Here is a 24,281-nt window from a genome sequence, read left to right as displayed (position 1 = left end):
GCGGTGCTCGCCGCGAAGATCCGCGGCGGCCGCCGCGCGTGCGGCCTAGTCGTCAAGCTCGGTGACCTGGACCATCTCGACCCGGATCTGGCGCCGGGCGGCCTCCTGAAGAAAATGCCCACGATGGAAGCCGGTGAGGTAGGCGCAGACGCTCGCGCTCCCGGTTTCATCCATCGCCCGGATGCAGTTCTCGAACAGGACTTGGCTGCGCAGGCTGGCGACCTTCATGAAGTCCGCGTCGACCCCGCCCCGGCGACTGATCTCCAGGTTGTGCGCATAGTGCCGAGGGTCCTCGATGCCGTAGAGGCGCACCTCCCGATGGAGCAGCGCGAACCCCTCCGGGGCGGAGATCGCAAACCCGAGGGCCGGGCGCAGCAAGTGGGGCTTGTTGACGGTCTTCATCCAGTCGATACCGCTCGCCTCGGCGTCTTTCACCAGGGCACGAATGAATTCAGGATCGTCGAGCAGGGCGCTCGCCGCGACCCCTTCCGGCCCCGATGCCGCCGCCAGGTGCCGGCGGAGCAGCTCGACGTCGGCGGCCGTCAGCGGCGGCTCACCGGCGACGACCGTCCAAAGCTGCGCCGTCAGACCGGCGTCCAGCGGCGGCCGGCCCGGCGGTGGCGGCGACGCGACGACACGAACGATCCCGCCCAGGACCTCGGCCAGGCGCTCGCGCGGCGTCATCCGGCCAAAGGCGGCCCCCTCTGTGCACAGCACCGCGTCACCCGGCAGATGCTGCTCCATCCAGGCGAGCAGACGCGGCTCGCGCCAGTGAGTGCCCGTGTGGGCCAACAGCCAAAGCCGATGCCCGGGGCGCGGCCGCTGGTCAGCCTCGGCCAGCGCGCGTTCGAGGATCGCCAGCGAGGTATCGGCAGGGCTGGTCGGCATGGGGCCCGGCAGGAATGGAAGTCGTGTATCGTTCATCGGTGCGTCTCTCAGTGGGTTTCGGGTGTACCGGCGGCGGCGCAAAGCGTGTCGAACCGTTCGAGATCCGGTGCATCGAGCGCCTCGCAGAGCCGCCGCAACAGTGCTTTGGCATCGGGGGTCAGGCCGGCCTCGCATTGATCGTCGGCCAGCTCCAGCTCGGGGCGGCGCCGACCGCGCCAGTCCTCGGCCAGATGCTCGGCAGCCCGCAGCAGGCTCGCGACCGAGACCCCGGCACCGGCCCCGATCGGGATCGTCTGGGCCTCGTAATGGCGTTCGACCTCGGCGATCTTCTCTTCCCAGAGCTGCGGGTCGCGCAGCCCGTCGAGGGCCGCGAGCGCCGCGGCGATCTCGCGCTCGCCGCTGAGGAGCCGGGTCAGATCGATCTCCAACTCGCGGGCCTTGGCCAGCACCGCGGCGATGTCACCGGCGTCGATCAGCGGCTTGCCGGCGGCGAACAGCTCGTTGAGCTGCGCCCAAAGCCGCTCGCGCTCGGCCGCGGTGAGGCCCGGGAGGCGGAAGACGATATCTGGGTGCAGCATCCGCAACAGGCGCTGGCGCAGCCGCAGATCCTCGCGATAGCAGACAATCGGGACACGCAGGCGCGGCTGGCCGAGGATCTGGGCGACCGACCCACCACCGCCGGCGAGGGGTCGGGCGCCGGCCAACTCCTCGTCGCGCTGCTCCTGACGCAGGCGTCGCCCGATGCGGCGCAGCGCGGCCGCATCGACCGCTCCGGCAGCGCCCTTGCAGTGGGCGCGCAAGGCCCCGAGGAGCCGTTCGACCAGCGTACCGCGACGTGTCGCGGCGACGATGGCATCCAGGTGGCCGGCCTGATCGTCGAGAAAGACCCGGTAGCGCTCGATGGCCGCCTGGTAGCGGGCATGCTGGGTCAGCACCTCCTGCACCCCGTGCAGGACCTCCGCGCGGCGCACGTCGAGTTCGCGACCGCAGGCCTGATCGAGCCCTTCCGTGTGGAGGACGTCGGCGTCGAGGAGGCGGTCGAGGACCGCGGCGGCACGCTCGGCGTCGACGCCAGTTGGATGACCGGCACCGGCGATCTCGTAGGCGAGGCGCCGAGCATAGTCGGCGAGCGTCGGCTCTTCGAGGAGGCCCGGGAGATCGCGGCGGAAGGCCGCGCGCTCGGCGGGGTCGTCGCGGGCGGCGAGGCGCGCGAGACCGTCGCTCAGGGTCCGACCATGGACCTCAGCGGCGGTCGTCGGATCCGCATCCGGGTGCGGATCGGCGCCGAAGCCCTGTTGCGCGCGCCAGCCATAGCGGCGCTTGATCCAACTTTCCCAGTCGCGTTTGAGCACCAACGCGAGCATTCGGCAGAGGTCGAGGCGACACCAGGCGGCGAAGCGGATCAGCGTGCGGTGGTTCGGCGCGAGGTTGCCGGTGAACGGATTGAGCCATTTCTGCACAGCGCTGACCGAACAGTCGCCGACCGGCCCGTCATCGCCGCCGTCGGCCGCCGCGAGATACAGAACCTCGCCCCGGACGCCCGCGCTGTCGGGCCGGGCCAACATCCAGGGCTTGAGCGGCGCCGCCCAACGGGCGCGTTGCGCGGCGCTGAAGCGGGCCCCGTCCGGAAAGCTCGCCAGGAGCTCGGCGAGCTGTCGACAGAGGGGCTGGTAAGGTAGGGGCGGGTCGCTGAACTCGCGGGACACGGGGCAGATCTCCATCATCGGGTAGCGGCTGGGTCCGGGAGGATCGACGCGCCGTCGCGGTGCCGATCTCGGTCGAGGACGATACCCAAGCCCCTGTACTCACTCAATTGAGCAGGCGCGCGAGCAATTGCTCAATCGCTTGAGTGGGGTCCCTCCGCAATGCTGAAGATGCCGGCCCGATCCCCGGGCCGGTCTCTGACACGCACCGGAGGTGACCAAGATGCACGCGAGTCGCATCCAGACCCCGACCGGTTCAGGGATCGCCGCATGGGCGGCCCTGTTCCTGGTCCTGACCCTACTGCTACCGGGTCCGGCACCGGCCCAGACCACCGCCGCGACCCTCCTCGTCACGCCGAGCGCCCCGCTCTCCGAGGCGGAGGCCGAAGCGCTGCGAGCTGACCACGCCCACCACTTGGCGCAGGTCGCACGGCTGCGCCGCAGCGGCCGCCTGCTGATCGTCGAGCTGCAACCGGACGCCGAGCCCGCCGAGGCGATCGAGGCCCTGCTCGCCGATCCGCGCATCGCACGGGTCGAGCCAAATCCATCCCTGTCGCTCGAGGAACTGCCCAACGACCCCGAGATCGCCGAACAATGGGGGCTGCACGCCCCCTCCTCGGGCATCGACATCGGTTTCTACGACGCCTACCCGATCGGCATCGATGCCGAGCCGGTCCTGGTCGCGGTCATCGACAGCGGCCTCGATCTCGACCACCCGGATCTGGTCGGACGCATCGCCGCCGGGATCGACCTGGTCGACGGCGACGCCGAGCCCTGGGACACCCATCCGCTGGGGCACGGGACCATGGTCGCCGGCATCATCGCCGCCAACGCCGACGACGGCGTCGGTATCGCCGGCGTCTGCGCCCCGTGCCGCATCCTGCCGATACGGGTGACGGCCGATGGGCGCTTCGCCGCCTCGGTGCTGATCGAGGCGATCGACCTGGTCATCGAGCACCAGCCGTCGGTCCAGGTCGTCAACATCAGTGCCGGCCTGGCACCCGGGCTGCACGTCGCCGCGCTGCGCGAGGCGCTCCGCGACGCCGCCGCGGCCGGGATCACGGTGGTGGTCGCGGCCGGCAACGACGACGCCCCGCTGCTCGGCGAGCCGGCCGCCTATCCGGAGACCATCGCCGTCGGGGCGATCGATCCCGCCGGGCGCCGAGCCGACTTCTCCAACCAAGGTGAGCAACTCGACCTGCTCGCACCGGGCGTCGACATCTGGAGCAGCCGCCCGAGCCACCTCGGCGACGAACCCTACGACTATGGCAGCGGCACCTCCTATGCCGCCCCGTTCGTGACCGGTGTCGTCGGTCTGATGAAGGCCCTGGAGCCAGACCTGACGCCAGCCGAGCTGCGCGGGCTGCTGCTGGCAGGGGCGCGCGATCCGATCGGCCCGGACGGCGAGGATGCCCCGGGCTGGGACCGCGAGCGCGGCTGGGGCCTGCTCGACGCCTATGCGGCGCTCACGGTCGCACCGCCGCTGCAACCGCCACCGACACCGGTAGCGCTCGGCATCGCCGCGGACAACCTCGGCGAGCTGACGCTGACCTGGCAGCCGCTCGCCGAGGCGAACGACTACCGCGTCTACCGCAGCACGGATCCAGCCATGCTCGGCGAACTGATCGGCCATGCGGCCGGTGGCGATCGCTTCACCGACCGCGTCCTGCCGAGCGCCGGCGGCGAGCCGTTCTACCGGCTCGTGGCGAGCGACGCGGCGGGCGACAGCGAACCGTCCGCACCGCTCGCCGGCCCCTGGCTGTGCCCGATGCCGGTCGGCGTCACGGCGACGGCCGGCATCACCGCAGACCGTGTGCTCGTGCGCTGGCAACCGGTCGATGGCGCCAACGGCTATCGGGTCTATCGCGCCGAGCACCCGACCGAGATCGGCTCGCTGATCGCCGAGGTTAGCGACACGGCATTCGATGACGACGGGATCGGCATCACGACGCCCCATTACTACCGGATCGCCGCCGCCGTCCCGGGCTGCCAGGAGAACCCGAGCCGGCCCGTCGTCGGCTGGCACGCGGGCCTCGATATGCCGCCGCCCGCACCGACCGGGGTCACCGCAAGCGACGATGGCTCCGGCTTCATCGAGCTCTGGTGGGACCCGACACCCGGTGCCTCCGGCTACCGGATCTATCGCGCACCGTCGGCGAACGGTCCATGGTCGCTACGCTACGCGACGCCAGTGGCCGATCCGATGACCTTCGATCCCGGCATCCCGCCGCTGGAGACCCATTGGCTGGACACGGCGGTGCCGGACGGCTACTCCTACTATCGCATCCGGGCGGTCGAGGCCGTCGGCGGCGACGGCATCCTGGCCGGACCGTTCAGCGAGGTCGTCGCTGGCTGGTCACGACCCGTGGCCCAGCTCCAGCCGATCGAGAACCAGCCGCCGCTGGTCGTCGAGCCGATCGTGGTCCCACCGCTCCAGGTCGAGCCGCTGCCGCCAGCGGCGATCGCGCCAGTCCACGTCGAGCCACTGCCACCGGCGGCGATCGCGCCGGTCCACGTCGAGCCACTGCCACCGGCGGCGATCGCGCCAGTCCACGTCGAGCCGCTGCCACCGGCGGCGATCGCGCCGGTCCACGTCGAGCCGCTGCCACCGGCGGCGATCGCGCCGGTCTACGTACCACCTGTGTGGTAGGAGGATAAGCGAACGGGGCAAGGACGCCCCACGCCCGACTGCGCGTCGATCGGTAGAGACACCGGCCTGCGAAGGCCACCACCGCCGAACGGCGCCTCGGGAGACAGCACCGTAACAACGCCTCGCGCGGCCCCACGGAGTCGATAGGACAGATTCAGTCGTTCCCGCTGCTCCTTCTCGGCCGCCAACCACACGGTCTATCATCGGGTAGATGATCTCGAGTTCCCGTACCCGAACTGCGAGGGCCTGGCCAGACTCGGCGGCGTCGCAAGGCGCTATGCCAAAGCGGACCCGGCCAGCGCGCCGATCGGGCTTGCTCATGACTCCGGCCACCGAGCGAGCCGCCTGCCAAGAGCCTGAGGCAAAGCGCTGATCGCGCGAGTAGTTAGCGCCAATATCCCATCATGAACCATCATAAAGGTGGGCCTTGGCCGGAATTATGAACAAGGCTGCGCCGGTCAAGAGACGGCGGTTCGCGGAGCGGATGGTCAACGTCATCTCCGGACGACCGGATCGACCTCCAACCGCACCGGCGACGGCGACGCGCGACCCTCGACACGAGCCAAGACCGGCGGCCAGCCACCATCGCGTCGCGAGACAGCCATGCATGCCATCGAGATCGAAGCCGACGTGGACGAGAACAACGAGCTGCGCATCAAGCTGCCCGAGCCGCATCGCGGCCAGCACGCACGTGTCATCGTCCTGCTTCCCTCACCGGCCGAAGCAGGCGCCGGAAAGCCAGGGCTGCGCCATAGGCCCTCGCCCCGGCTCGCCCACAAGGGCGCCCGTATCCACGGTGATGACCTGGCCCCAGCCTTCTCGGACGAGGAATGGGGAGGCCTGGCCCGGTGATCGTCCTCGCCGCGGCGCAGGCCGAGGGCGCCCTGAAGGCCGCCAGGGATGGGGCTGGGCGCTTCGGCCCAGTACCGCGTCGATCGCGCCTGCTCGGCACTCTTCCTATCATCTCTTCCATCATTAGGATCCCGACCTCACAACGCATTATGTGCGCCCGCTCCTGACCGCCATGTTCAAACTGATCGGCCTATCGACCGTTGGCTACCGCGCCTTTCCGGACCGGCTCGACCTGGAGTTGCGCCCGCTGACCCTGCTCTACGGGCGCAACAACGCCGGCAAGAGCGCGGTGTTGAGGCTCCTGCCGATCCTCGCCGACTCGGTAGCCGACGGAGCCACCTCACCCTTCGACATCGGTCGCGTTGCCGGACCTGGCGCGAGCTTTCTGGATGTCCCCGCCCGCGCGGGCGATGCCGCGTCACTCAAGCAAGTGACGCTGGTGCTCGACTGGACGGGAGCCGACCGGCAGCGCTGCCGCGACGCCTTCGTCATCAAGTACGTCGACGAGGCCAACCAGACCATCATCGCGAGCTACGGGTGTTCTGGTCCCAATGGGCTGACCTTCCGCGCGGTTGCCGAACCCTGGCCGGATCACGAGACCTATCGTGTGACCGCAGGTGGCGACGGTTCGGCAGGTCAGGCCATTCAGCCCCGTTTCGCCGGGCTGGTCCCCGCAGCCGACCCCGCCCTGCCGGCGGCGCTCGGCGGGCTGCGCGAGCGATTGCTCTGGCTGCGCGGACAGATTCAATGGCTGCACTCGGTGCGAATGCGCTGGCCGCGCTTGATCACCCGGTCGGGCCGCCGATTCGGCCTGCTCGATGCCGACGGAACGAACGCCGCCGAGGCCGTATTGAGCGACCGGGCAGTATTCGATGAGGTCGCCGCCTGGTACGCGCGGCCCGAGATCGGCCGGCACCTGGAACGGGCCGACGCGGCGGTTGGACAGCCCATTTTCCGGCTGCTGCTGAATCCGAGCAGCGGACCCTTGCGCGACATCGACCTGCTCGATACCGGCGAGGGCATGATCCAGGTGCTGCCGGTCCTCGTCGCCGCTGCGTTGGCCCGCACGCGCGGTGACGCCGCGATCCTCGCCGTCGAAGAGCCGGAGAGTCATCTGCATGCCAACGCCCAGCAGGCATTGGCGGACCATTTGTGCGAGATCGCGGCCAACGTTTTCGCACCAACCATCGTGGTCGAGACCCACTCCCGCGTCTTGATGCTCGGCGTGCAACTGGCCCTCGCTGAGGGGCGCCTACCGCCCGAGCATGTGCGGGCCTACTGGATCGACCAGGAGCCGACCGGCGAGAGCATCGCGACGCCTGTCGACTTCGACCGGCACGGTCGCCCACTCGGGGGTTGGCCGCAGGCCGCGTTCGACGAGGATCAGGCGCTCGCCCGCCGCCTACTGGATCGACAGTTGCAGGGTGGCGCCTTCGGCTGACTATGCGCGTCCTGATCGATGCCGCGTTCTTTGCCGGTCCTGAGGCCGAGGGTCTGGCGTTCCTGCACCTGTTCGCGCTGGCACGCGATGGCCGCCATGTGCTGTTAACGGCACCGCCGTTCGGGCCGGATGGCCCCCGCGAGGTGCTCGACTGGCTGGCGGATCTGCCCGAGGTCTGCTGTCGGCAGGTCAGGCCGATCCTGGAGCAAGGCGTGCGCACCGCGAGCGGCTTGCCGGCCGAGGCGGTCGGCATCCGGGTGGTGGCCGGAACCAGCTCCGACTGGCCCGCCGGCCGGCTCTGCCTCCAGGACGCGCTGCGCCTGCTGCAGACGCCGCTGGGCGTCATGGTCGAGAACCGCCGCGCCGACTGGCGTTTTCTGTTGGCGCTGGCACCGCCGGTCCAGCGCGACCAATTGCAGCGGGCCTTCGACGACGGCTGGCTGGAGATTCTGCACGCCGGTGGGCTGGGGGAAATGAAGGCATGGCTTGAAGAACTGCTCGTGCAGCCCTTCACGTCCTCGAGCAGGGCCGCGAGGCTTTTGCGCCTGTGGGTGATGTTCGATCGCGATGCCGACCCCGCCGACCGCCGCCAGCCCTCCCCGGCGTGCATCGCCATGAAGGCTTTGTGCGAATCCGCACCCGCGCGTCCCTGGCCCTTGGGTCACTATCGACTCGGTCGGCGTGCCATCGAGAACTACCTGCCTGAGGCGGCGCTGCGCCGTTGGCAGTCGGACAAGTCCGGCGCCGAAGGCACGAAACGTCGGAAGGTTGTCGATGCGTTGTGTAGGCTGCGCAGGGACCAACCCGGGGCGGCGCGGCAGTACAACATGAAGTCGGGCCTGCTCTCGGATTTATCTCCAGCGATCCGCAAAGATGTTGAAGAGAAGGCTCGTCGGATTCAGGATGCCGATCTCGATCCGTTATTCCACGGGTTGTCCGATACCGACCGCGACGCGCTCGCAAAGGGGTTCGGCACACATATTTCGAACTATCTGGAGCATGCCTCGGAACCGGACTTCCGCCGCGAGTTCGAGCGTGACCGGGCGCTGGGCGAGCCCGACCGCGAAACCATCCTGAACACCCTGTTCGTGAGGCTCTAGCCGATGGCCGGATTGTTCGAGACCCCGCAGGTACCCAGGCTGTCGGCTCTGCTCGCGGAGGTCAGGAGCGGTGCGATCCTGATCCCGAACTTCCAGCGCCCGTTCGAGTGGGATGACGATCGCCGGCTCGATCTGCTCGACAGCGTGGACAAGGAGATGCCGATCGGGGCGATCCTGGTCTGGCGCACGCGCGAGCACAAGCTGGCTTGCCTGAAGACCCTCGGGGCCTTTGGCCTGCCCAGCGAGCCGGGTCCACAGGTGCCCCGCGCCTACCTGCTCGACGGGCACCAACGACTCGCGACCCTCTATGCGGCGTTGAACTGGACGGATGACCGGGAAAAGCTGCTCGCGGCGGGGGTGCGCTGGCCGGTCTGGTATGACCTGGCGGCCGAGCCGGGCGACCGGCCGTTTCGCTTCCTCCCGCTCAACCGGCAGCCACCGCCGACCTGGCTGCCGATGTATGCGCTGCTCGAACCACGACGACTCTACGAACAACAGAAGCGCCTGCTCGATGCGGGGCTCGACGACGCCGCGCAGCAGGCGGAATTGCTCGCGAACCGATTCAAGGATTACCAGATCCCGGTCGTACCACTTGTGAGCGAGGACCTGCGCCTGGTCACCGACAGCTTCGTGCGGGTCAACAGCGGCGGCAAGCGGATGAACGAGACCCACATGGTCCGGGCATTGGCCTATGCCGACGACTGCGACATCGAAGGCAAGATCGAGGCGCTGCGCGCGGAGCTGGAACCCCAGGGTTGGGGGGCGCTCGACGACCAGGTCCTGCTGAATGTGCTGAAGGTCCGCTGGGGTCTGCACATCTACGACGCCGATCCGCGGGATCTGAACAAAAAGGTGCAGGACCACGGCTGCGATCAGGTATTCGAGGAGTTGCGGCGGGCGATTGGATGGGCAGTTCTGCTGCTCACGGATCTCGGCGTCCGCGGACCGCGCGCGCTGCCCTATGCGGCCCAACTCGTCGCGATCGCCGAGCTGGGCCGTCGCCTGAACACCGATGGACCCGACCCGAATCAGTCCGCGATTGTGAACCGCTGGTTCTGGGCCACGACCTACGGCGAATACTTCACCGGGATGCCCGGCAACCGCATTCGCGACGCGATCGACGCCTTGTGTCAGGCCGTGACCGAGGGCCGTCACCCGATTCCGCCCGATCTGGTCCGCGAGGTCGCCCCGATCCGTACCTTCAACTTCCGCGCCACGCGCAGTAAGGCGCTGGCGTTACAGATGACCAGGAGGATCACGGACGAGCCATTGCGAGAACACACGCAGCGTGCCTTGGGCGAGCAAGGGGTGGATGCGGTCCACCGACTGTTCGCCGGGCGCGATGCGACGCGGCCGGAGAACCGGATCGTAGCGCTGCCGGAGGAGCTTGAACGGGTACGACAGGAACTCATGTCCTCCAGGGACTTGCTCTTGTTCAAGCAATCGGGGAATCCGAGCGCGGTGCGTGAAGCAAGATCCTCCGCGCGGACCCGCTTCCTGACTGAGTATCTGGTCCCGCCGGGTGCGCCGGTCGCGCATGACGTCCTCCGTGGTGAAATCTCTGACGCTGTTGATCGCATTTTGGCCACTCGCAAAACCTTGATCGACGAACTCGAACGCGACTTCCTCGGTTCGCTCGGTCTCGCCCTTGGGAGCCACGAGACGACGAACTGATAGCTTGCTTGGGCCAGGACGAGTGACTGATTGGTGATTGATCAGGTCACCTTTCTCTGGCCGGAGCCGGCGGGCTTGGCCGACGCCGCCAGCGATCTTCCCCGGCCCTCTGCGAGAGGCCGCCCAGCCTTCGGAGACCCCTTGTTCAGCCCCCCCACCCAGACCTGGCTCGCCGAGGCCTTTCCGGCACCGACCGAGATCCAGCACCGCGGCTGGGCGGCGATCGCGACCGGCGCGCATAGCCTGCTGATCGCCCCGACCGGCAGCGGCAAGACGCTCGCCGCCTTTCTCGCCGCGATCGATGCCTGCGCCGCGCTGCCGCCCGATGCGCCGCCCGGCGTGCGCGTCCTCTACGTCTCGCCGCTGAAGGCGCTGGTCTACGACGTCGAGCGCAATCTGCGTGCCCCGCTGGTCGGCATCGGGCATGCGGCGGCGCGGCTCGGGCACCCGCTGCGCCCGGTCGGGGTCGCGATCCGCACCGGCGACACGCCCCAGACCGAGCGCCAACGCCAGGCGAAGGACCCGGCCGAGATCCTGGTGACGACGCCCGAATCACTGTTCCTGATCCTCGGCGCGAACGCGCGCGAGACCCTGCGCACGGTGCGCACCCTCATCGTCGATGAGATCCACGCGCTGGCCCCGACCAAGCGCGGCTCGCACCTAGCGCTGTCGCTCGAGCGGCTCGCCGAGTTGACCGAGACGGACCTGCAGCGCATCGGGCTCTCGGCGACCGTACGCCCGCCCGAGGAGATCGCCCGCTTCCTCGGCGGCGACCGGCCCGTGACCATCGTCGACGCCTCGACCTCGCCGCGCCTCGACCTTGCCGTCACGGTGCCGGTGCCCGACATGGAGCAGGTCCAAGCGCCGCCGCGTCCGGAGCGCGGCGGCTCGATCCTCGGCGAGCTCTACGCCCGCGAGGTCGCCACCCCGATCCCCGAGCGCGGCATCTGGCCGGCAATCTACCCGCAGCTCCTCGCGCAGATCCGCGCCCACCGCGCGACCATCGTCTTCGTCAACAGCCGCGGTCTGTGCGAGCGCCTGACCCAGCGTCTCAACGAGCTCGCCGGCGAAGAACTGGTCCGCGCCCACCACGGCAGCGTCTCGCATGCCCAGCGCAGCGAGATCGAGGAGGCGCTCAAGCAGGGTCGGCTACGCGGCATCGTCGCGACCAGCTCGCTGGAGCTCGGCATCGACATGGGCGCCGTCGAGCGGGTGATCCTCGTCGAGTCGCCGGGCTCGGTGGCGCGCGGGCTCCAGCGCGTCGGGCGCGCCGGCCACCAGGTCGAGGCCGTGAGCAGCGGGCGGATCTTCCCCAAGTTCCGCGGCGACCTGCTCGAGTGTGCCCTCATCGCCGCGCGGATGCGCCGCGGCGAGATCGAGGCCCTGCAGGTGCCGCGCAGCCCGCTCGACGTCCTCGCCCAGCAGATCGTCGCGGCCTGCACGGTCGCCCCGCGGCGCGTCGCCGACCTGGCCGCGCTGATCGCCCGCGCCTACCCCTACCGCGACCTCGGCCGGCCGATCCTCGATGGCCTGATCGAGATGCTCGCCGGCCACTACCCGAGCGATGCGCTCGCGGCGCCGCGCCCGCTCCTCGCCTGGGACCGCCGCGCCGACCTGGTGACGGCCCGGCGCGGCGCGGCCATGACGGTGCGGATGAACGCCGGCACCATCCCCGACCGCGGCCAGTACGCGGTGCGCCTCGGCGCCGATGGCCCGCGGCTCGGGGAGCTCGACGAGGAGATGGTCTTCGAGACCCGCCCGGGCGAGAACATCCTCCTCGGCGCGACGACCTGGCACGTCGAGGAGATCACCCGCGACGCCGTCATCGTCTCGCCCGCGCCCGGGGAGCCCGGCAAGCTGCCCTTCTGGCGCGGCGACGGCCCGGGCCGGCCGATCGAGCTCGGCCGGGCGCTCGGCGCCTTCCTGCGCGAGCTGGCCGGCCAGGGCCGCGCGCAGGCCGTCGACTGGCTGATGCGCGAGGCGCCGCTCGACCGCTACGCGGCCGAGAACCTGGCACGCTACTGCTTCGACCAGATCGAGCACACGGGCGCGCTGCCGACCGATCGGCGCATCACGATCGAGCGCTTCCGCGACGAGCTCGGCGACTGGCGCGTCTGCCTGCTGACCCCGTTCGGCGCGCGCGTCCATGCCCCGCTCGCGATGGCGCTGCAACACCGCTTGGCGGCCGAGGGGGGCTACGAGGTCCAGGTCATGTACACCGACGACGGCATCGTGCTGCGCTTCGCCGACGCCGAGGCGCTGCCGAGCGTCGCCGAGCTGCTGCCCGACCCGGACGAGATCGACGAGCTGGTCACGACCCAGCTCGCCGACACGGCCCTCTTCGCCGGCCTCTTTCGCGAGAACGCCGCCCGCGCCTTGCTGCTACCTCGGCGCGGTCCGGCGCGGCGCAGCCCCCTGTGGGCGCAGCGCCTCAAGGCCCAGGAGCTGCTCGCGGCGGTGCGCCGCTTCCCGGCCTTCCCGATCGTCATCGAGACCTACCGCCAGGCCCTAGCCGACGTCTTCGACCTGGCCGCGCTAAAGGAGCTGCTGCGCGCGGTGCGCAGCCGCCGCATCCGTGTCGACGAGGTCGAGACGCACTCGGCCTCGCCCTTCGCCCGCTCGCTGGTATTCGCCTATGTCGCCGCCTACATCTACGAGCAGGACGCACCGCTCGCCGAGCGCCGCGCCCAGGCCCTGACGCTCGATCGCGGGCTCCTCGCCGAGCTGCTCGGCCAGGCGGCGCTACGCGAGCTGATCGACCCAGGCGTCCTCGCCGAGCTCGAGGCCGAGCTCCAGCACCTCACCGAAGACCGCCAGGCGCGCGGCATGGATGCGCTGCACGACCTGCTGCGCCGCCTCGGCGACCTGAGCGAGCCCGAGATCGCCGCCCGCACGCGCGGTGACGGGCGCACCTGGCTGGCCGAGCTCGTCGCGCAGCAGCGCGCGGCACCGGTGCGCATCGCCGGCGAGGCGCGCTGGATCGCCGCCGACGAGGCGGCCGTTTACCGCGATGCGCTCGGCGTCGTCCCGCCGCCCGGGCTGCCACAGGCCTTCCTCGACCCGCCGCCGCAGCCGCTCGCGCACCTGCTGCGCCGCTTCGCCCGCTGCCATGGCCCCTTCGTCACCGGCGAGCCCGCGGCCCGCTACGGACTCCCACCGGGTGCCGTCGAGCCCGTGCTGCGGGCCCTGGAGGCCGAGGGGCGGCTGTTGCGCGGGGAGCTGCGGCCCGGTGGTTGCGAGCCCGAGTGGTGCGACGCCGAGGTCCTGCGCCGGCTCAAGCGGCGCACGTTGGCGCGGCTGCGCAACGCCGTCGCGCCGGTCGACGCGGCGACGCTCGGGCGCTTCTTGCCGGACTGGCACGGCCTCGACGGAAAGCGCGGCGGGCCGGAACGGCTGCTGGAGGTCGTCGCCCAGCTCGAGGGGCTCGCGCTGCCCTGGTCGACGCTGCACTCGGCGATCCTGCCGCGGCGCGTCGCCGGCTTCGCGCCCGAGATGCTCGACATGCTCGCCGCCGCCGGCGAGATCGTCTGGATCGGCCGCGGGCCGCTCGGGGCGCGCGACGGGCGCATCGCCCTCTATCGCCGTGGGCGGGTCGCACGGCTCTTGGAGCCCCCTGCCCCGCCGGCCGATCTCGAACCGCTAGCGGCCGCGCTCCTCGCCCGGCTCGCCGAGCGCGGCGCAAGCTTCCTCGTCGAACTCGAAGAGGCCGCCCGGGCGGCCGTGCCCGGGGCCACCACCGCCGAGCTGGAGGCGGCCCTCTGGGATCTCGTCTGGGCCGGGTGGATCACCAACGACACCTTCGCGCCGCTGCGCCACCTCGGCCACGCGCGGCCGCGCACCCAGCAGGGCCGCTGGCGGCCGGGCCGGTCGCTGGCCGGCGGACGCTGGTCGCTCGTCGATGGGTTGCTCACCACGGAGGTCACGCCGACCGAGCGCGCCCTGGCTCAGGCTGAACAGCTGCTGGAGCGCTACGGTCTCGTCAGCCGCGAGGCGGCCCTCGCCGAGGACCTGCCCGGCGGCTTCGGCGCCGTCTATCGGGTGCTCAAGGAGTTGGAGGAGACCGGGCGGGTGCGCCGCGGCTGGTTCGTCGAGGGCCTCTCCGGCGCCCAGTTCGCGCTGCCCGGCGCCCTCGACCGGCTGCGCGCGGCCCGCCCGGCCGATGACGACCTCGCCGATGCCGATGCCGAGGCCGCCTGCCTCCTCGCCGCCATCGACCCGGCCAACCCCTGGGGCGCCCTGCTGCCCTGGCCGCCGACCGCCGGAACCGACGGCCGGCCGCGGCGGATCGCCGGCGCCTGGGTCATCACCGTCGGCGGCCGGCCGATCCTCTATGTCGCCCCCGGCGGGCGGCGCCTCCAGACCTTCGCGTCGCCGGAAGACGAAGACCAGGCCCTGACCCGCGCCTGCGAGGCCCTACACCGGCTGCCGCGCCGCCGCACCCTGGTCATCGAACAGATCGACGGCCTTCCAGCACGCGAGGCCCCACTCGCGGAACGCCTGCGCGCATGCGGTTTCCACGACGACTACCGGGGGCTCGCGGCAGAGATCGGCTATACGGCAGAACGGCCCTCGTAGGAGGCACCCATCCGGCAACACCGCCGCGACAAAGCCGCCGGCGGCGCATTTCGGCGCCGTATCGCCCCAACGGGACTCCTGCCCATCCGGAGACGCGGCCGTCGGTGGAGATACCTGCGGGGCGGCGCCGCCCCCGAGCGCGGGACGACCGAACGGCCCTGCGTGATCCGACATCGACGGCCGAGTCGCACCAGTCGAAGGCCCGACCGGACTTGCTCGAGGAGGCCGACCGGGCGACCCTGCTCAGTACCGCGGCCACCGCGCCCTTGGCGACCTCGCCGGCGCGGCGGCCCTCGCGGCGTCCGCGATACCCTCTGTCAGGGCATCCAACAGGGGTTGCGCATAGCCAACGAGGGGCGCGCTGACGAGCAAGGGCGCAAGCAGGGAGCGGACCTTGTATCTGTTCAGGCTCGCGCGGGTGGACTGGAGATCCGATACACCCTGCCGTTCCGGCGCCCTATCAATGCCCACCCAGGACCAGGGTCTGGATCGGCAGCAGAAGGGCCTGAACGCGCAGGATCAGCGCGTGCACGACGCCAACCGTGTCGATGGCGTGGAGTCCGAACCGCTGCAGGGCACCGAGACTGGGGTCCGCAAGCGCCTCGTGGCTATTGGTGTAGGCGTTGACGATGCAGTTGCCGCCCTGGGGCAGGAAATCGAGCTGACCTGCGTAGAGAGGCTCCAGGATGGCCGTGATGGTGCCGGGCCGTGCAAACTGCTGGATATCGAGCAACTGGTCGGTCGGTCGCACCTGGCCCGTGGCGATGACATCTTGCACCTGGGTGACGACCACCGGGATGATGGTCCAGGGCTTGGCGATGCAGGTGACCTCGCCGATCATGCCCACCTTCAGGACCTGCGACTCGATCTGGCCGAAACCGGCCATCAGGCCTGTGATCTTGCGGTCCGGCACCAGGATGCCGGCGGGTCTCAGCATCGGGTTGACCACATCGCCCGGCCTCAGTGCGAATTGCTGCAGGATCCCGCTGCTCCCAGCCACGACCAGGGTCTTCTCCAGCGCCACCTTGGTCTCATGCAGCGCCGCCTCGGCGCTCGCCTTCTCGGCCGGAAGCTGAAACGCGATCTGCGACTGGATGGCCTCGCGGCTTGCCACGGCCGCGTCCACGGCGCCCCGCGCGGTCTGGACCTGCACCCTCACCCGTTGCACGTCGGCCTCGGCGACCGAGCCGGAGCTGCGACGTTGCACCTCCGCCCGCCGCTCGAGCTCGTCCTCGGCCTGCTGAAGCGCCCCACGCGCCTGGACGATGCGCGCATCCGCCTCCGCGAGCTGGGACTTCGCCGTGATCATACGGGCCTCGACCTCCGCGATCTTGCGCTTGGACGACTCCAAGGCCGCCTCCTGTGCGGTGCTGTCGAGCCGGAACAAGGGCTGTCCTGCCTCCACCCGCTGGTTCAGCTCGACGAAGGTCTCCGCGACCCGGCCATTGGTCTCCGGCAGGATGGTCACGGTGCGAAACACCGAGCTGGCGGCCTTGGTCGATGGGTGGAAGTAGAAGATGGTCGTGATCAGGCTCAGGGTCAGTATCAGGCACAGGGTGATCCCCCAGCGCAGCTCGAACCACACCGAGAAGAGCGTGATCTCATGCCCGAGCCGCTTGCCCTGCACGAAACGGCGAAACAGATAATCGGGGAGGATGGTCAGCATCGAGCAGAGCAAGAGTTCGAGCATGGCTCATGCCTCCTGTTGCGCGATCGGTTGGCCGACGGCAGGCGGGGGCTCTTCCCGCGGCGGCGAGGGCTCGGCCGCCCGCCCAGTTCCGGCGGCGATCCGCTCGAGCGAGCCCGCGATGGACGACAGCGGCGTCGTGAAGTCGGGAATCGGGATCAGGGCAAGCAAGAGCCCGGCGATCCAGAAGGCATGATTGTGCGTGAAAAGGGCGATGAGCCCCAGCACGGCGACGATCTGGAACTGCACCTTCTGGCCGCGATGGGCCAGTTGCTCCGGCAGGGCGTGGAGCTTGAAGTAGAAGACACCGATGCCGACCACAACCAATATCACCGAGATGGCCGCGACCCCGAAGAGCACATCGGTCTCCCCCGGCGCCGTCACGAAGGGCGGCAAGTGATGGATCGCGGCTGGGTGTAGCTGGTCCGCCATCTGCGAAACTCCTCGCTCGTTGTGGTTAAGTTCGGGCGCCCCGACGCATCCGTCCGCTCACGCCCTCTCGCGAACCCGTCAACCGACGCGCCATCAGATGCCGTGCCAAGCGGGCCCCGTGATCGCATCGGGCGGCGCATCCCGGCGCGCGCCGTCGGCCAGCGCTGGCCCCTCTTCCCCATTGGGGAATTCCCAGGTCACCGGGCCCGTCCGGCGCAGTTGACGCCCCGGCTCGCCGAGCCGCTTGCCGTAGCGGAGCATCTGCACCAGATCCGAGCTGACCTGCGGGCTCGAAGTGAAGTAGGAGTGCCCGAACAGATCCGTCCGCTTGCCTTCGAAAGAGATGAGATCCACACGGCCGATGTTATCGAGATACTCCTGGAACTTCGGCGGGATATCCTCGGGCCGTAGTTGCCCGACGCGGTGGCGACTGCGGAACAGGATCTTGGAAACCAGCAGCGCCCGGTCCTCGGGCGATGCGTAGATGGTTAGGCGACCTTCGAGGATGCGCGGCAGGCGTGCCTCCGGCCAGACCGTGACCAAGTCGGGGTCCGAGAGGAAACCGGTGACCTGCTGCGAGGCAATCTCCACGTCGATGTCCGGCGAGAGCAGGACGAGATGGTCGATCTTGTAGAGGATCGCCGGCTCCCGGCCTGCAGCGATCGCCTCCAGCGCCAGCTCGCGCACGGCCTTGAGCATCAGCTCGGTGCCCCGGCTATGGGCGAGCAGCTGCAAGCGCTCGACCCCAGGGGTCGTGCCGAGGATGCGGAGGGTCTTTTTCAGATGCTCGACGGCATAGTCCGCGGACTCGGTCGTCGTCGTGTAGGAGATCAGGACGTTGCCGGTCGACGACGCCGGCCAGGTGAAGAAGGCGCAGACCGACTCGCGGCCGAGGAAATGGCAGAGATCCGCGGCCGTGTAGGCGGCCGTCGCGAAGGTCTCGTTAAAGCCGTGGACGTAGAGCAGGACGTCCTTCTTCGGCGCCGCGGCGAGCCGCCGCGCGACCTCGGCCTGAAGCTCCTTCCGGGCCGCCGCATGACGCGCCCGTTCGGCGCGATCGGGGACGAGCTGGCCACTCGGGAGCTGCTCGAACCGATAGGGCTCCTCGGGGAAGACGCCGAGCTCGCGCACCGCGCCGAGCTCCAGCTGGACAGGGCGGGTACGCTGGGCCAGTCGGCTCTGCTCGGCCAGTTCCTCCCAGCTGAGGTCCGGCCCGATCTGCACCTCGGCCGCGCCGAAGGCGATCCGTCGCGCCCGACCCTGGCCGTAGGGGAGCATGCTCTCAGGCTCGCTCTCGGGCGCCCGGTCGGTGACGTAGAGCAGATCGAGGGCCGGCTTCGGCCGTGCCTCGCGCGGCAGGTCGAACAGCGGCACGCCGCCGGGCGATTGGTAGAGGGCGGGCGTTGGCATCAGCTCGCGCGGCTGGCTGGCGCAGCCGAGCAGAAGCAAGACCGCCAGGCCGCTCACAGACAGCATCGGCAGGCGAGTCATCGCAGGCACCTGAGTTGCGGTGAACGGCGGGCGTAGCGCACCGCGTCCGCCTACCCTGTTGGGATTGTGGTCAGCCCATGGCCTGTTAGCACCCATCCTGGTTCGGAGAGCCATTGATCGCCATGGACGCCGCGGGGACGGTTCGGACTTGCCTGGCTGCGGAGCATATTTCACGACGACCGAGCGATGCAATCGACTCGCGCGTGGGCTCGCGAAGCGCTCGGCCATCCACCCACCAAGCCGGGGATGCTCGGTCCAGGCTGATCGTCCCCATCCGAGGCAGGAGAGAGCACTTGGCATGGCCAGATCCCGCAACGGTGAAAGATCCTTGTAGGCTCATTCCGCGCGCCAGCCGCTATTGAAGCGGCTTGGTGGCGGCTACATGGTCGGCCTGAGAGGGTGCCAATCTCATCGCCAGGGCGCTCGGGATGTCGCCAGGGTTTCCCGATTGCCGGTCGTCATCGTGATGGGGTTCGACGCCACACCCGGCGGCAACGCGACCCTGGTCGGTGCCTCGGCCAATACCGTCAGCGTTGGCATCTGCATCAGGGAGGCCGGGCAGGTCAGCGTCGTCGGCTTCGCCCGCCGCGGCGTGCCGATCACCTTCGTGCAGCGCGGTCTGAGGCGCAAATACCTGATGCGAGCAGGTCGGAACCAAAAAAGGCGCTAGACTCCGTCATAGGCGGCCCACAACGTCATCCTGAGCGGTTCCCTGCTCATCATGCCGCCAGAACGACCCAAAGAACGAAAACTGGCATCTGGGGCGCAGCCCGTCGCCCCCGTTGATCGTCCCCAACCATTCGCTGCGTTCGAGGAGTCCCCATGACCGAGGTTTCGAAACAAGAAGGCGTGATCGCTGTGGTGCTGGAGCGGTTCGAGAAGTTTCGGCTGCCGCGGGCACTCGACATCAAGGCGAAGGTCGACCGCGGCGAGCGGCTCGACGATACGGACATCGCCCACCTGGAGGCGGTATTCAGAGACGCCGAAGACATCAAGCGGCACATCGGCGACCGGCCCGACCTGCAAGCGCTCTACATGCGCAGCATCGCCCTCTATAAGGAGATTACCGCCAAGGGGCTAGAGAACGAGCAGGGCAAGGGCGACTAGCCGCCAGCCCTTCTCGCCGCATCGATACCACCTCGGAGTGACCTCGCGATGAGTCCGCCCAAAGGCAAGAAGGCGAAAGGGCAAGAGGGCGGCGGCAGCCCGCCCGATAAGGCCGGCAAGATGAAGACCAAGACCTACGAGAGGGAGCTCCGCACGCTGCATGTGGAGCTGGTGAAGCTCCAGGAGTGGGTCCGCCACAAGGGGCTCAAGGTCTGCGTCGTGTTCGAGGGCCGCGACGGGGCCGGTAACGGCGGCACCATCAAGGCGATCACCGAGCGCGTGAGCCCGCGCGTGTTCCGCGTCATCGCGCTGCCCTCCCCGACCGAGCGCGAGAAGAGCCAGATGTACGGGCAGCGCTATATACCGCACCTGCCAGCTGCTGGTGAGGTGGTGATCTGGGACCGCAGCTGGTACAACCGCGCCGGTGTCGAGCGCGTGATGGGCTTCTGCACCGAGGAGCAGGCGAAGCGCTTCCTCGCGATCATTCCGGAGTTCGAGAAGCTGATGGTCGATTCCGGGATCGTCCTCATCAAGTATTGGCTCGAGGTCAGCATGGAGGAGCAGACCCGACGGCTCGAGGCGCGCATCGACGACGGGCGCAAGATCTGGAAGCTCTCGCCGATGGATCTGCAGTCCTACAGCCGCTGGTACGACTATTCCCGCGCCCGCGACGAGATGTTCGCGACCACCGACACCGCCTGGGCGCCCTGGTACGTGGCTCGCTCCGACGACAAGAAGCGCGCGCGGCTCAACATCATCCGCCACCTTCTGAGCAAGGTCCCCTACGAGGAGCTACCGCGCGAGAAGGTCGAGCTGCCCAAGCGCCAGAAACGCGGCGACTACCGCGAGCCGGACTATCCGCTCAAGCTGGTACCCGAGGTCTACTGAGCCCACGCACGATCGCGGGCGGCGCCCGCCGCGCGTCGCCACCCGACCGCCGGCGCAGGCCTCGGCATGGGCGTCAGTGGACTGGGACCCCTCGGGCTTCGCGCCCTGCATCAGGAGAGAGACGAGCGGATGACAACCGAGGCCATGGCTACCCCAACGGGCGCGGTCGGCCGCCTGGCACGCGTCGCACCCGGCCTATCCGCGCTGCTCGGCTATCGTCGCGCGGATCTGCCGCACGACCTGATCGCCGGCCTGTCCGTGGCGGCCGTCGCGCTGCCAGTCGGCGTCGCCTATGCCCAGCTCGCCGGCTTCAGCCCGGTAGTCGGTCTCTATGTCAGCATCCTGCCGCTGGTGGCCTATGCCCTCTTCGGCACCTCCCGCCAACTCATCGTCGGCCCGGATGCCGCGACCTGCGCGCTGGTCGCCGCGGCGGTGGCGCCCCTGGCCGCGGGCGATGAGGCGCTGTACCTGTCGCTGTCGATCACGCTCGCGGCGCTTGCGGGCCTCTTCTGCATCGGCGCGAGCTTCCTGCGCTTGGGCGCCCTCGCGGACTTCCTCTCCAAGCCCATCCTGATCGGTTTCCTGAACGGCATCTCGCTGCACATCCTCGCCGGGCAACTCGGCAAGCTGTTCGGGTTTCCCGTCGAGGCGCACGGCATCCTGCCCAAGCTGGTGGAGATCGTGAGCCAAATCGGGCAGACCCACTGGCCGACGCTGGCCGTCGGGGCGGGTACCTTCGCCGTGCTCGCGCTCTCGGCACGCCTGCTGCCGCGCCTGCCGGCCGCGCTGGTGGCGCTGGTGGTCGCCGGGCTCGTGGTGGCACTGCTCGGGCTGGATAGTCGGGGCGTCGCCGTGGTCGGCGCGGTGCCGGCAGGCCTGCCGGAGCTCAAGCTGCCGCATTTCTCGCTCGATCTGCTCGACGACTTGGCCGGTGCGGCGGCCGGGCTCGCGCTGGTCAGCTTCTCCAGCATGATGCTCACGGCGCGCAGCTTCGCCGCCAAGAACCGTTACGAGATCGACGTGGACCGTGAGTTTGCCGCGCTGGGGGCGGCGAACCTCGCCGCATCCCTGTCGCAAGGCTTCGCGATCAGCGGCGCGGATTCGCGCACCGCGATGGCCGACGCCTCGGGCGGCCGCACCCAGATCACAGGGCTGGTCGCCGCGGCGACAATCGCCATCGTGCTGCTCTTCCTTACCGAGCCGCTGCGCTATGTGCCGATCGCGGCGCTCGGCGCGGTGCTCATCATGGCGTCTTTTTCACTGCTGGACATCCGGACACTCGCGGAGCTCTATCGGCTCGATCGCCGCGAGTTCGCGTTGTCGCTGCTGGCTACCGTGGGCGTGATCTGGGTGGGCGCCATCCAGGCCATCCTGGTAGCCGTCATCTTGGCGGTGCTGCGTTTCGTGCAGGTCACCTCGCGCCCGCGGATCGAGATCCTCGGCAAGGCAGAGGGCCTGTCGGGCTTCCATTCCGTCGCCCGCCATCCGGGGGCGACGACCGAGCCAGGCCTGATGATGTTCCGTTTCAACGCCCCGCTGGTGTTCTTCAACGCCCCCTATTTCAAACAGCAAGCGCTGGCGGCCATCGCCGCGGCCGGCCCCGATCTCAGGTGGTTCGCGCTCGACGCGATGCCGCTGACCCAGGTGGACGTCACTGGCTACGATGCGCTGAAGAGTCTGTCGCAGACCCTGCGGGAGCGTGGTGCCGAACTCGTGGTCGCCGGACGCCAGACCGAAACGGCCGAATGGCGCAGCGCCAAGGGCCTGAGCGACAGTCCTATCGCGGCGCGGCACTTTCCCACCTTGCGCAGGACGCTCCATGCTTACCGCGAGTTGCGCGCGGCGGCGGACCACTCGGCAACCGGGCCGGATGTCGAACAGGTGCCGGGATCCGCGGATGAGCGGGAGGAATCTCGAACCAGTTTCGACACTGACGAGCACTGAGAAACCTGTTCGACCGCGCACCGCCACCCACCCTGCTGCCCTCGCTGCCCTCGCTGCCCTCGCTGCCCTCGCTGCCCTCGCTGCCGCCCCATCCTGGATCCTCTGTTAATCCATGGCGGACACAAACCAAGCCGATGACAGGGGCTGACGCCACCGGAGAGACGGCGAGAGAAGAAAGGACCAGGAGGACCGCGGCCACCACATCCCGTGTTGCGCGAGGGACCTTGACCGCCGTGCCGCGACACGCGGCTCAGCCGGCGCCCTTGCGTGGCGATGCCTCGCGGCTATGACCGCCAGGCCGCCTCTGCCCCCGGCGACAACACGGCCGTCGCAATGAAGAGCCTGGTGGCGGACGTCTCTGGCTACGACTGGGAGGGAGACGAGCCGCTTCGCCGTCCCTTTTCCCAGACGGTCATCCACGAGATGCACGTAGGCGGCTTCACCCGGCACCCGAGCGCCGGCGTGCCCGAGCGGCGACGGGGCACCTATGCCGGGCTGATCGACAAGATCCCCTACCTCGAGGGGCTCGGCTTCACGGCCGACGAGCTGGAGCCCCTTCGTGGGCACGATCGACAGCGTCCTGAAGCCCATCCTACTCGGCCGCGGCGTCGGGGTACCCATGGTGGTGATCTTCGTCGGCGCGATCGGCAGCTTCATCACCCCCGGCATCGTCGGGCTCTTCGTGGGCGCTGTCGTGCTGGTGTTGGGCTAGACTTTATCTCTGGCTCAGCTCCATGATTTCCCCGGGGGGCCGGTCCAAGCCGCGCATCAAGAAGATGTTCTGTCGCCTAGCCCACCTGAAGGGGACCTTAGAAAAATTGCCATCCAGGCAATTTTTCAAGACGCGAAGCGAAAACGCGATTTCCGCTTCCCCGATGGCCGCCGGTCTCGAGCAACGTCGGCGGATCTTCCCGGCCGGTCGCCGCATAGCGCCATGCACGACGAGGGAAGGCCACAGGACGGGCAGCGCCCGGGGAGGCCCATCGTCTGAGTCGCTCGGTGGGCGGATCGGGGTTGCAGACATGTCGGTGACCGGGATCGATGGGCATCGTCCCCCTGCCCATCCTAGGGGGTTGCCGGGAGTTACTGAGGTGGCGATCCGCGCTGGATCAGGACGCCAATCGTGTTGAATCAACGATGGAGATGACCCATGACCCATGAGCGAACCTTGTCGCCACTCGCCGCCGCCACGCTGATTGGATTCGGACTACTGGCAACGAGCGTGCTGGCCGATGACACCGGCACGATCTTCTGCGCCGCGCAGCAGGCCGTCGTCTGCCCAGAACAGGGCGAATGCACCCGAGGGCTTCCTGCGATGGCGAACCTGCCCAGCCTGTTCAAGATCAACCTGGACAACGACGAGGTGGTGAGCCTGGCGCCGGGAAGCGAGCCGCGTACATCCAAGATTCTCTACACCGAGAAGGTCGATGGTCGCTACCTAGTGCCTGGAAGAAAACCCCGTTGAATTCAAAAAAACCGCTGGCCTCATGCCGCCCCGGCGGCGGCTTTTCATTCGGATCGAGGCCGTCAGCGAGGAATACGGGGGGGCGATGTGAATTGCTTTCATCTTCCGCGTCCATTGGACAGACCCGTCCCTCGGATCGGCCCCGATGGCCCGCGCGAGGCGCTCAGGCGGCGCGCTTTCGTCGGCGCCGCTCGGCCTCTGCCTTGTCGTTGGCCAGCAGGATCGCCCCGAGGCGATGGAGGTTGCGCGCCACCACCGCCAAGGCGACGTAGCGCATGAAGCCGTCGAGGCCGTGATCCGGGCAGCGGTCCAGGCCGTGGGCCTCCAGCGCATTGATCGCCGACTCCACCGCCGAGTGGCGCCGGCGCAGGCGCTGAAAGCGCG

17 protein-coding genes and 1 pseudogene are annotated in these 24,281 nt (G+C 69.3%); 12 read left to right on the top strand and 6 right to left on the bottom strand.

What is annotated here, in order from left to right; translation table 11 throughout:
• Positions 1-45: 45 nt before the first annotated feature.
• The gene (locus CKO41_RS05150) at positions 46-888 is read right to left on the bottom strand and encodes a hypothetical protein (protein WP_200381446.1); all 843 of its coding nucleotides are present in this window, start codon (positions 886-888) and stop codon (positions 46-48) included.
• A 47-nt stretch (positions 889-935) separates the two neighbouring features.
• The gene (locus CKO41_RS05145) at positions 936-2,594 is read right to left on the bottom strand and encodes a hypothetical protein (RefSeq protein ID WP_200381445.1); all 1,659 of its coding nucleotides are present in this window, start codon (positions 2,592-2,594) and stop codon (positions 936-938) included.
• A 220-nt stretch (positions 2,595-2,814) separates the two neighbouring features.
• Here CKO41_RS05145 and CKO41_RS05140 point away from each other — a divergent pair, with 220 nt between their 5' ends.
• The 6 genes from CKO41_RS05140 to CKO41_RS05115 all read left to right on the top strand — a co-directional run bounded on the left by CKO41_RS05140 (position 2,815) and on the right by CKO41_RS05115 (position 14,883).
• The gene (locus CKO41_RS05140) at positions 2,815-5,241 is read left to right on the top strand and encodes a S8 family serine peptidase (RefSeq protein ID WP_200381444.1); all 2,427 of its coding nucleotides are present in this window, start codon (positions 2,815-2,817) and stop codon (positions 5,239-5,241) included.
• 603 nt (positions 5,242-5,844) lie between these two features.
• Positions 5,845-6,093 carry a hypothetical protein gene (locus CKO41_RS05135; protein WP_200381443.1) on the top strand — a complete coding sequence of 83 codons (249 nt, stop codon included), beginning with the start codon at positions 5,845-5,847 and terminating at the stop codon, positions 6,091-6,093.
• A gap of 172 nt (positions 6,094-6,265) precedes the next feature.
• Positions 6,266-7,534 carry an AAA family ATPase gene (locus tag CKO41_RS05130; RefSeq protein ID WP_200381442.1) on the top strand — a complete coding sequence of 423 codons (1,269 nt, stop codon included), beginning with the start codon at positions 6,266-6,268 and terminating at the stop codon, positions 7,532-7,534.
• A gap of 2 nt (positions 7,535-7,536) precedes the next feature.
• A complete protein-coding gene (locus CKO41_RS05125) occupies positions 7,537-8,634 on the top strand; it encodes a hypothetical protein (protein ID WP_200381441.1) in 1,098 nt (365 codons plus the stop codon).
• A gap of 3 nt (positions 8,635-8,637) precedes the next feature.
• Positions 8,638-10,308 (top strand): DUF262 domain-containing protein, encoded by a 1,671-nt coding sequence (locus tag CKO41_RS05120; RefSeq protein WP_200381440.1) that lies wholly within the window; start codon positions 8,638-8,640, stop codon positions 10,306-10,308.
• A gap of 141 nt (positions 10,309-10,449) precedes the next feature.
• Positions 10,450-14,883 (top strand): Lhr family helicase, encoded by a 4,434-nt coding sequence (locus tag CKO41_RS05115; protein WP_200381439.1) that lies wholly within the window; start codon positions 10,450-10,452, stop codon positions 14,881-14,883.
• A 460-nt stretch (positions 14,884-15,343) separates the two neighbouring features.
• Here CKO41_RS05115 and CKO41_RS05110 read toward each other — a convergent pair whose 3' ends face one another.
• From CKO41_RS05110 to CKO41_RS05100, 3 genes are all read right to left on the bottom strand, one after another.
• Positions 15,344-16,573, bottom strand: coding sequence for an HlyD family secretion protein (locus CKO41_RS05110; RefSeq protein ID WP_200381438.1), 1,230 nt, complete (start codon positions 16,571-16,573; stop codon positions 15,344-15,346).
• Between the two features lie 3 nt (positions 16,574-16,576).
• Positions 16,577-17,002 carry a hypothetical protein gene (locus CKO41_RS05105; RefSeq protein ID WP_242463982.1) on the bottom strand — a complete coding sequence of 142 codons (426 nt, stop codon included), beginning with the start codon at positions 17,000-17,002 and terminating at the stop codon, positions 16,577-16,579.
• 93 nt (positions 17,003-17,095) lie between these two features.
• Complete coding sequence (locus CKO41_RS05100) at positions 17,096-18,493, bottom strand: alpha/beta hydrolase (protein WP_200381437.1); 1,398 nt, start codon at positions 18,491-18,493, stop codon at positions 17,096-17,098.
• Positions 18,494-18,941: 448 nt separating this feature from the next.
• Here CKO41_RS05100 and CKO41_RS05095 point away from each other — a divergent pair, with 448 nt between their 5' ends.
• From CKO41_RS05095 to CKO41_RS05070, 6 genes are all read left to right on the top strand, one after another.
• Complete coding sequence (locus CKO41_RS05095; RefSeq protein ID WP_200249906.1) at positions 18,942-19,163, top strand: hypothetical protein; 222 nt, start codon at positions 18,942-18,944, stop codon at positions 19,161-19,163.
• A 152-nt stretch (positions 19,164-19,315) separates the two neighbouring features.
• Positions 19,316-19,600, top strand: a complete 285-nt coding sequence (locus CKO41_RS05090) for a hypothetical protein (RefSeq protein WP_200249907.1) — start codon at positions 19,316-19,318, stop codon at positions 19,598-19,600.
• 48 nt (positions 19,601-19,648) lie between these two features.
• A complete protein-coding gene (gene ppk2 / locus CKO41_RS05085) occupies positions 19,649-20,488 on the top strand; it encodes a polyphosphate kinase 2 (RefSeq protein WP_200381436.1) in 840 nt (279 codons plus the stop codon).
• 129 nt (positions 20,489-20,617) lie between these two features.
• Complete coding sequence (locus CKO41_RS05080; protein ID WP_242463981.1) at positions 20,618-22,432, top strand: SulP family inorganic anion transporter; 1,815 nt, start codon at positions 20,618-20,620, stop codon at positions 22,430-22,432.
• Positions 22,433-22,991: 559 nt separating this feature from the next.
• A complete protein-coding gene (locus tag CKO41_RS05075; protein WP_242463979.1) occupies positions 22,992-23,144 on the top strand; it encodes a hypothetical protein in 153 nt (50 codons plus the stop codon).
• A gap of 438 nt (positions 23,145-23,582) precedes the next feature.
• Positions 23,583-23,897: a hypothetical protein gene (locus CKO41_RS05070; protein WP_200381435.1), complete on the top strand. Its 315-nt coding sequence runs from the start codon at positions 23,583-23,585 to the stop codon at positions 23,895-23,897.
• Positions 23,898-24,060: 163 nt separating this feature from the next.
• Here the strand turns inward: CKO41_RS05070 and CKO41_RS05065 are convergent.
• Positions 24,061-24,281 (bottom strand): annotated as a pseudogene (locus CKO41_RS05065) (ISNCY family transposase); the annotation flags it as partial.

This window comes from Thiococcus pfennigii (assembly GCF_016583835.1).
GTDB classification, from domain to species: Bacteria; Pseudomonadota; Gammaproteobacteria; order Chromatiales; family Chromatiaceae; genus Thiococcus; species Thiococcus pfennigii.
The sequence above is the reverse complement of the archived record's forward strand: the minus strand, read 5'-3'. Positions and strand labels throughout refer to the sequence as shown.

Bases quoted from the DNA above. Each gene is read 5' to 3' on its own strand.
- CKO41_RS05130 (WP_200381442.1), top strand. From the start codon at position 6,266: ATGTTCAAACTGATCGGCCTATCGACCGTTGGCTACCGCGCCTTTCCG.
- CKO41_RS05140 (WP_200381444.1), top strand. From the start codon at position 2,815: ATGCACGCGAGTCGCATCCAGACCCCGACCGGTTCAGGGATCGCCGCA.
- CKO41_RS05120 (WP_200381440.1), top strand. From the start codon at position 8,638: ATGGCCGGATTGTTCGAGACCCCGCAGGTACCCAGGCTGTCGGCTCTG.
- CKO41_RS05080 (WP_242463981.1), top strand. From the start codon at position 20,618: ATGACAACCGAGGCCATGGCTACCCCAACGGGCGCGGTCGGCCGCCTG.
- CKO41_RS05100 (WP_200381437.1), bottom strand. From the start codon at position 18,493: ATGACTCGCCTGCCGATGCTGTCTGTGAGCGGCCTGGCGGTCTTGCTT.
- CKO41_RS05105 (WP_242463982.1), bottom strand. From the start codon at position 17,002: ATGGCGGACCAGCTACACCCAGCCGCGATCCATCACTTGCCGCCCTTC.
- CKO41_RS05135 (WP_200381443.1), top strand. From the start codon at position 5,845: ATGCATGCCATCGAGATCGAAGCCGACGTGGACGAGAACAACGAGCTG.
- CKO41_RS05110 (WP_200381438.1), bottom strand. From the start codon at position 16,573: ATGCTCGAACTCTTGCTCTGCTCGATGCTGACCATCCTCCCCGATTAT.
- CKO41_RS05125 (WP_200381441.1), top strand. From the start codon at position 7,537: ATGCGCGTCCTGATCGATGCCGCGTTCTTTGCCGGTCCTGAGGCCGAG.
- CKO41_RS05070 (WP_200381435.1), top strand. From the start codon at position 23,583: ATGACCCATGAGCGAACCTTGTCGCCACTCGCCGCCGCCACGCTGATT.
- CKO41_RS05090 (WP_200249907.1), top strand. From the start codon at position 19,316: ATGACCGAGGTTTCGAAACAAGAAGGCGTGATCGCTGTGGTGCTGGAG.
- CKO41_RS05150 (WP_200381446.1), bottom strand. From the start codon at position 888: ATGCCGACCAGCCCTGCCGATACCTCGCTGGCGATCCTCGAACGCGCG.
- ppk2 (WP_200381436.1), top strand. From the start codon at position 19,649: ATGAGTCCGCCCAAAGGCAAGAAGGCGAAAGGGCAAGAGGGCGGCGGC.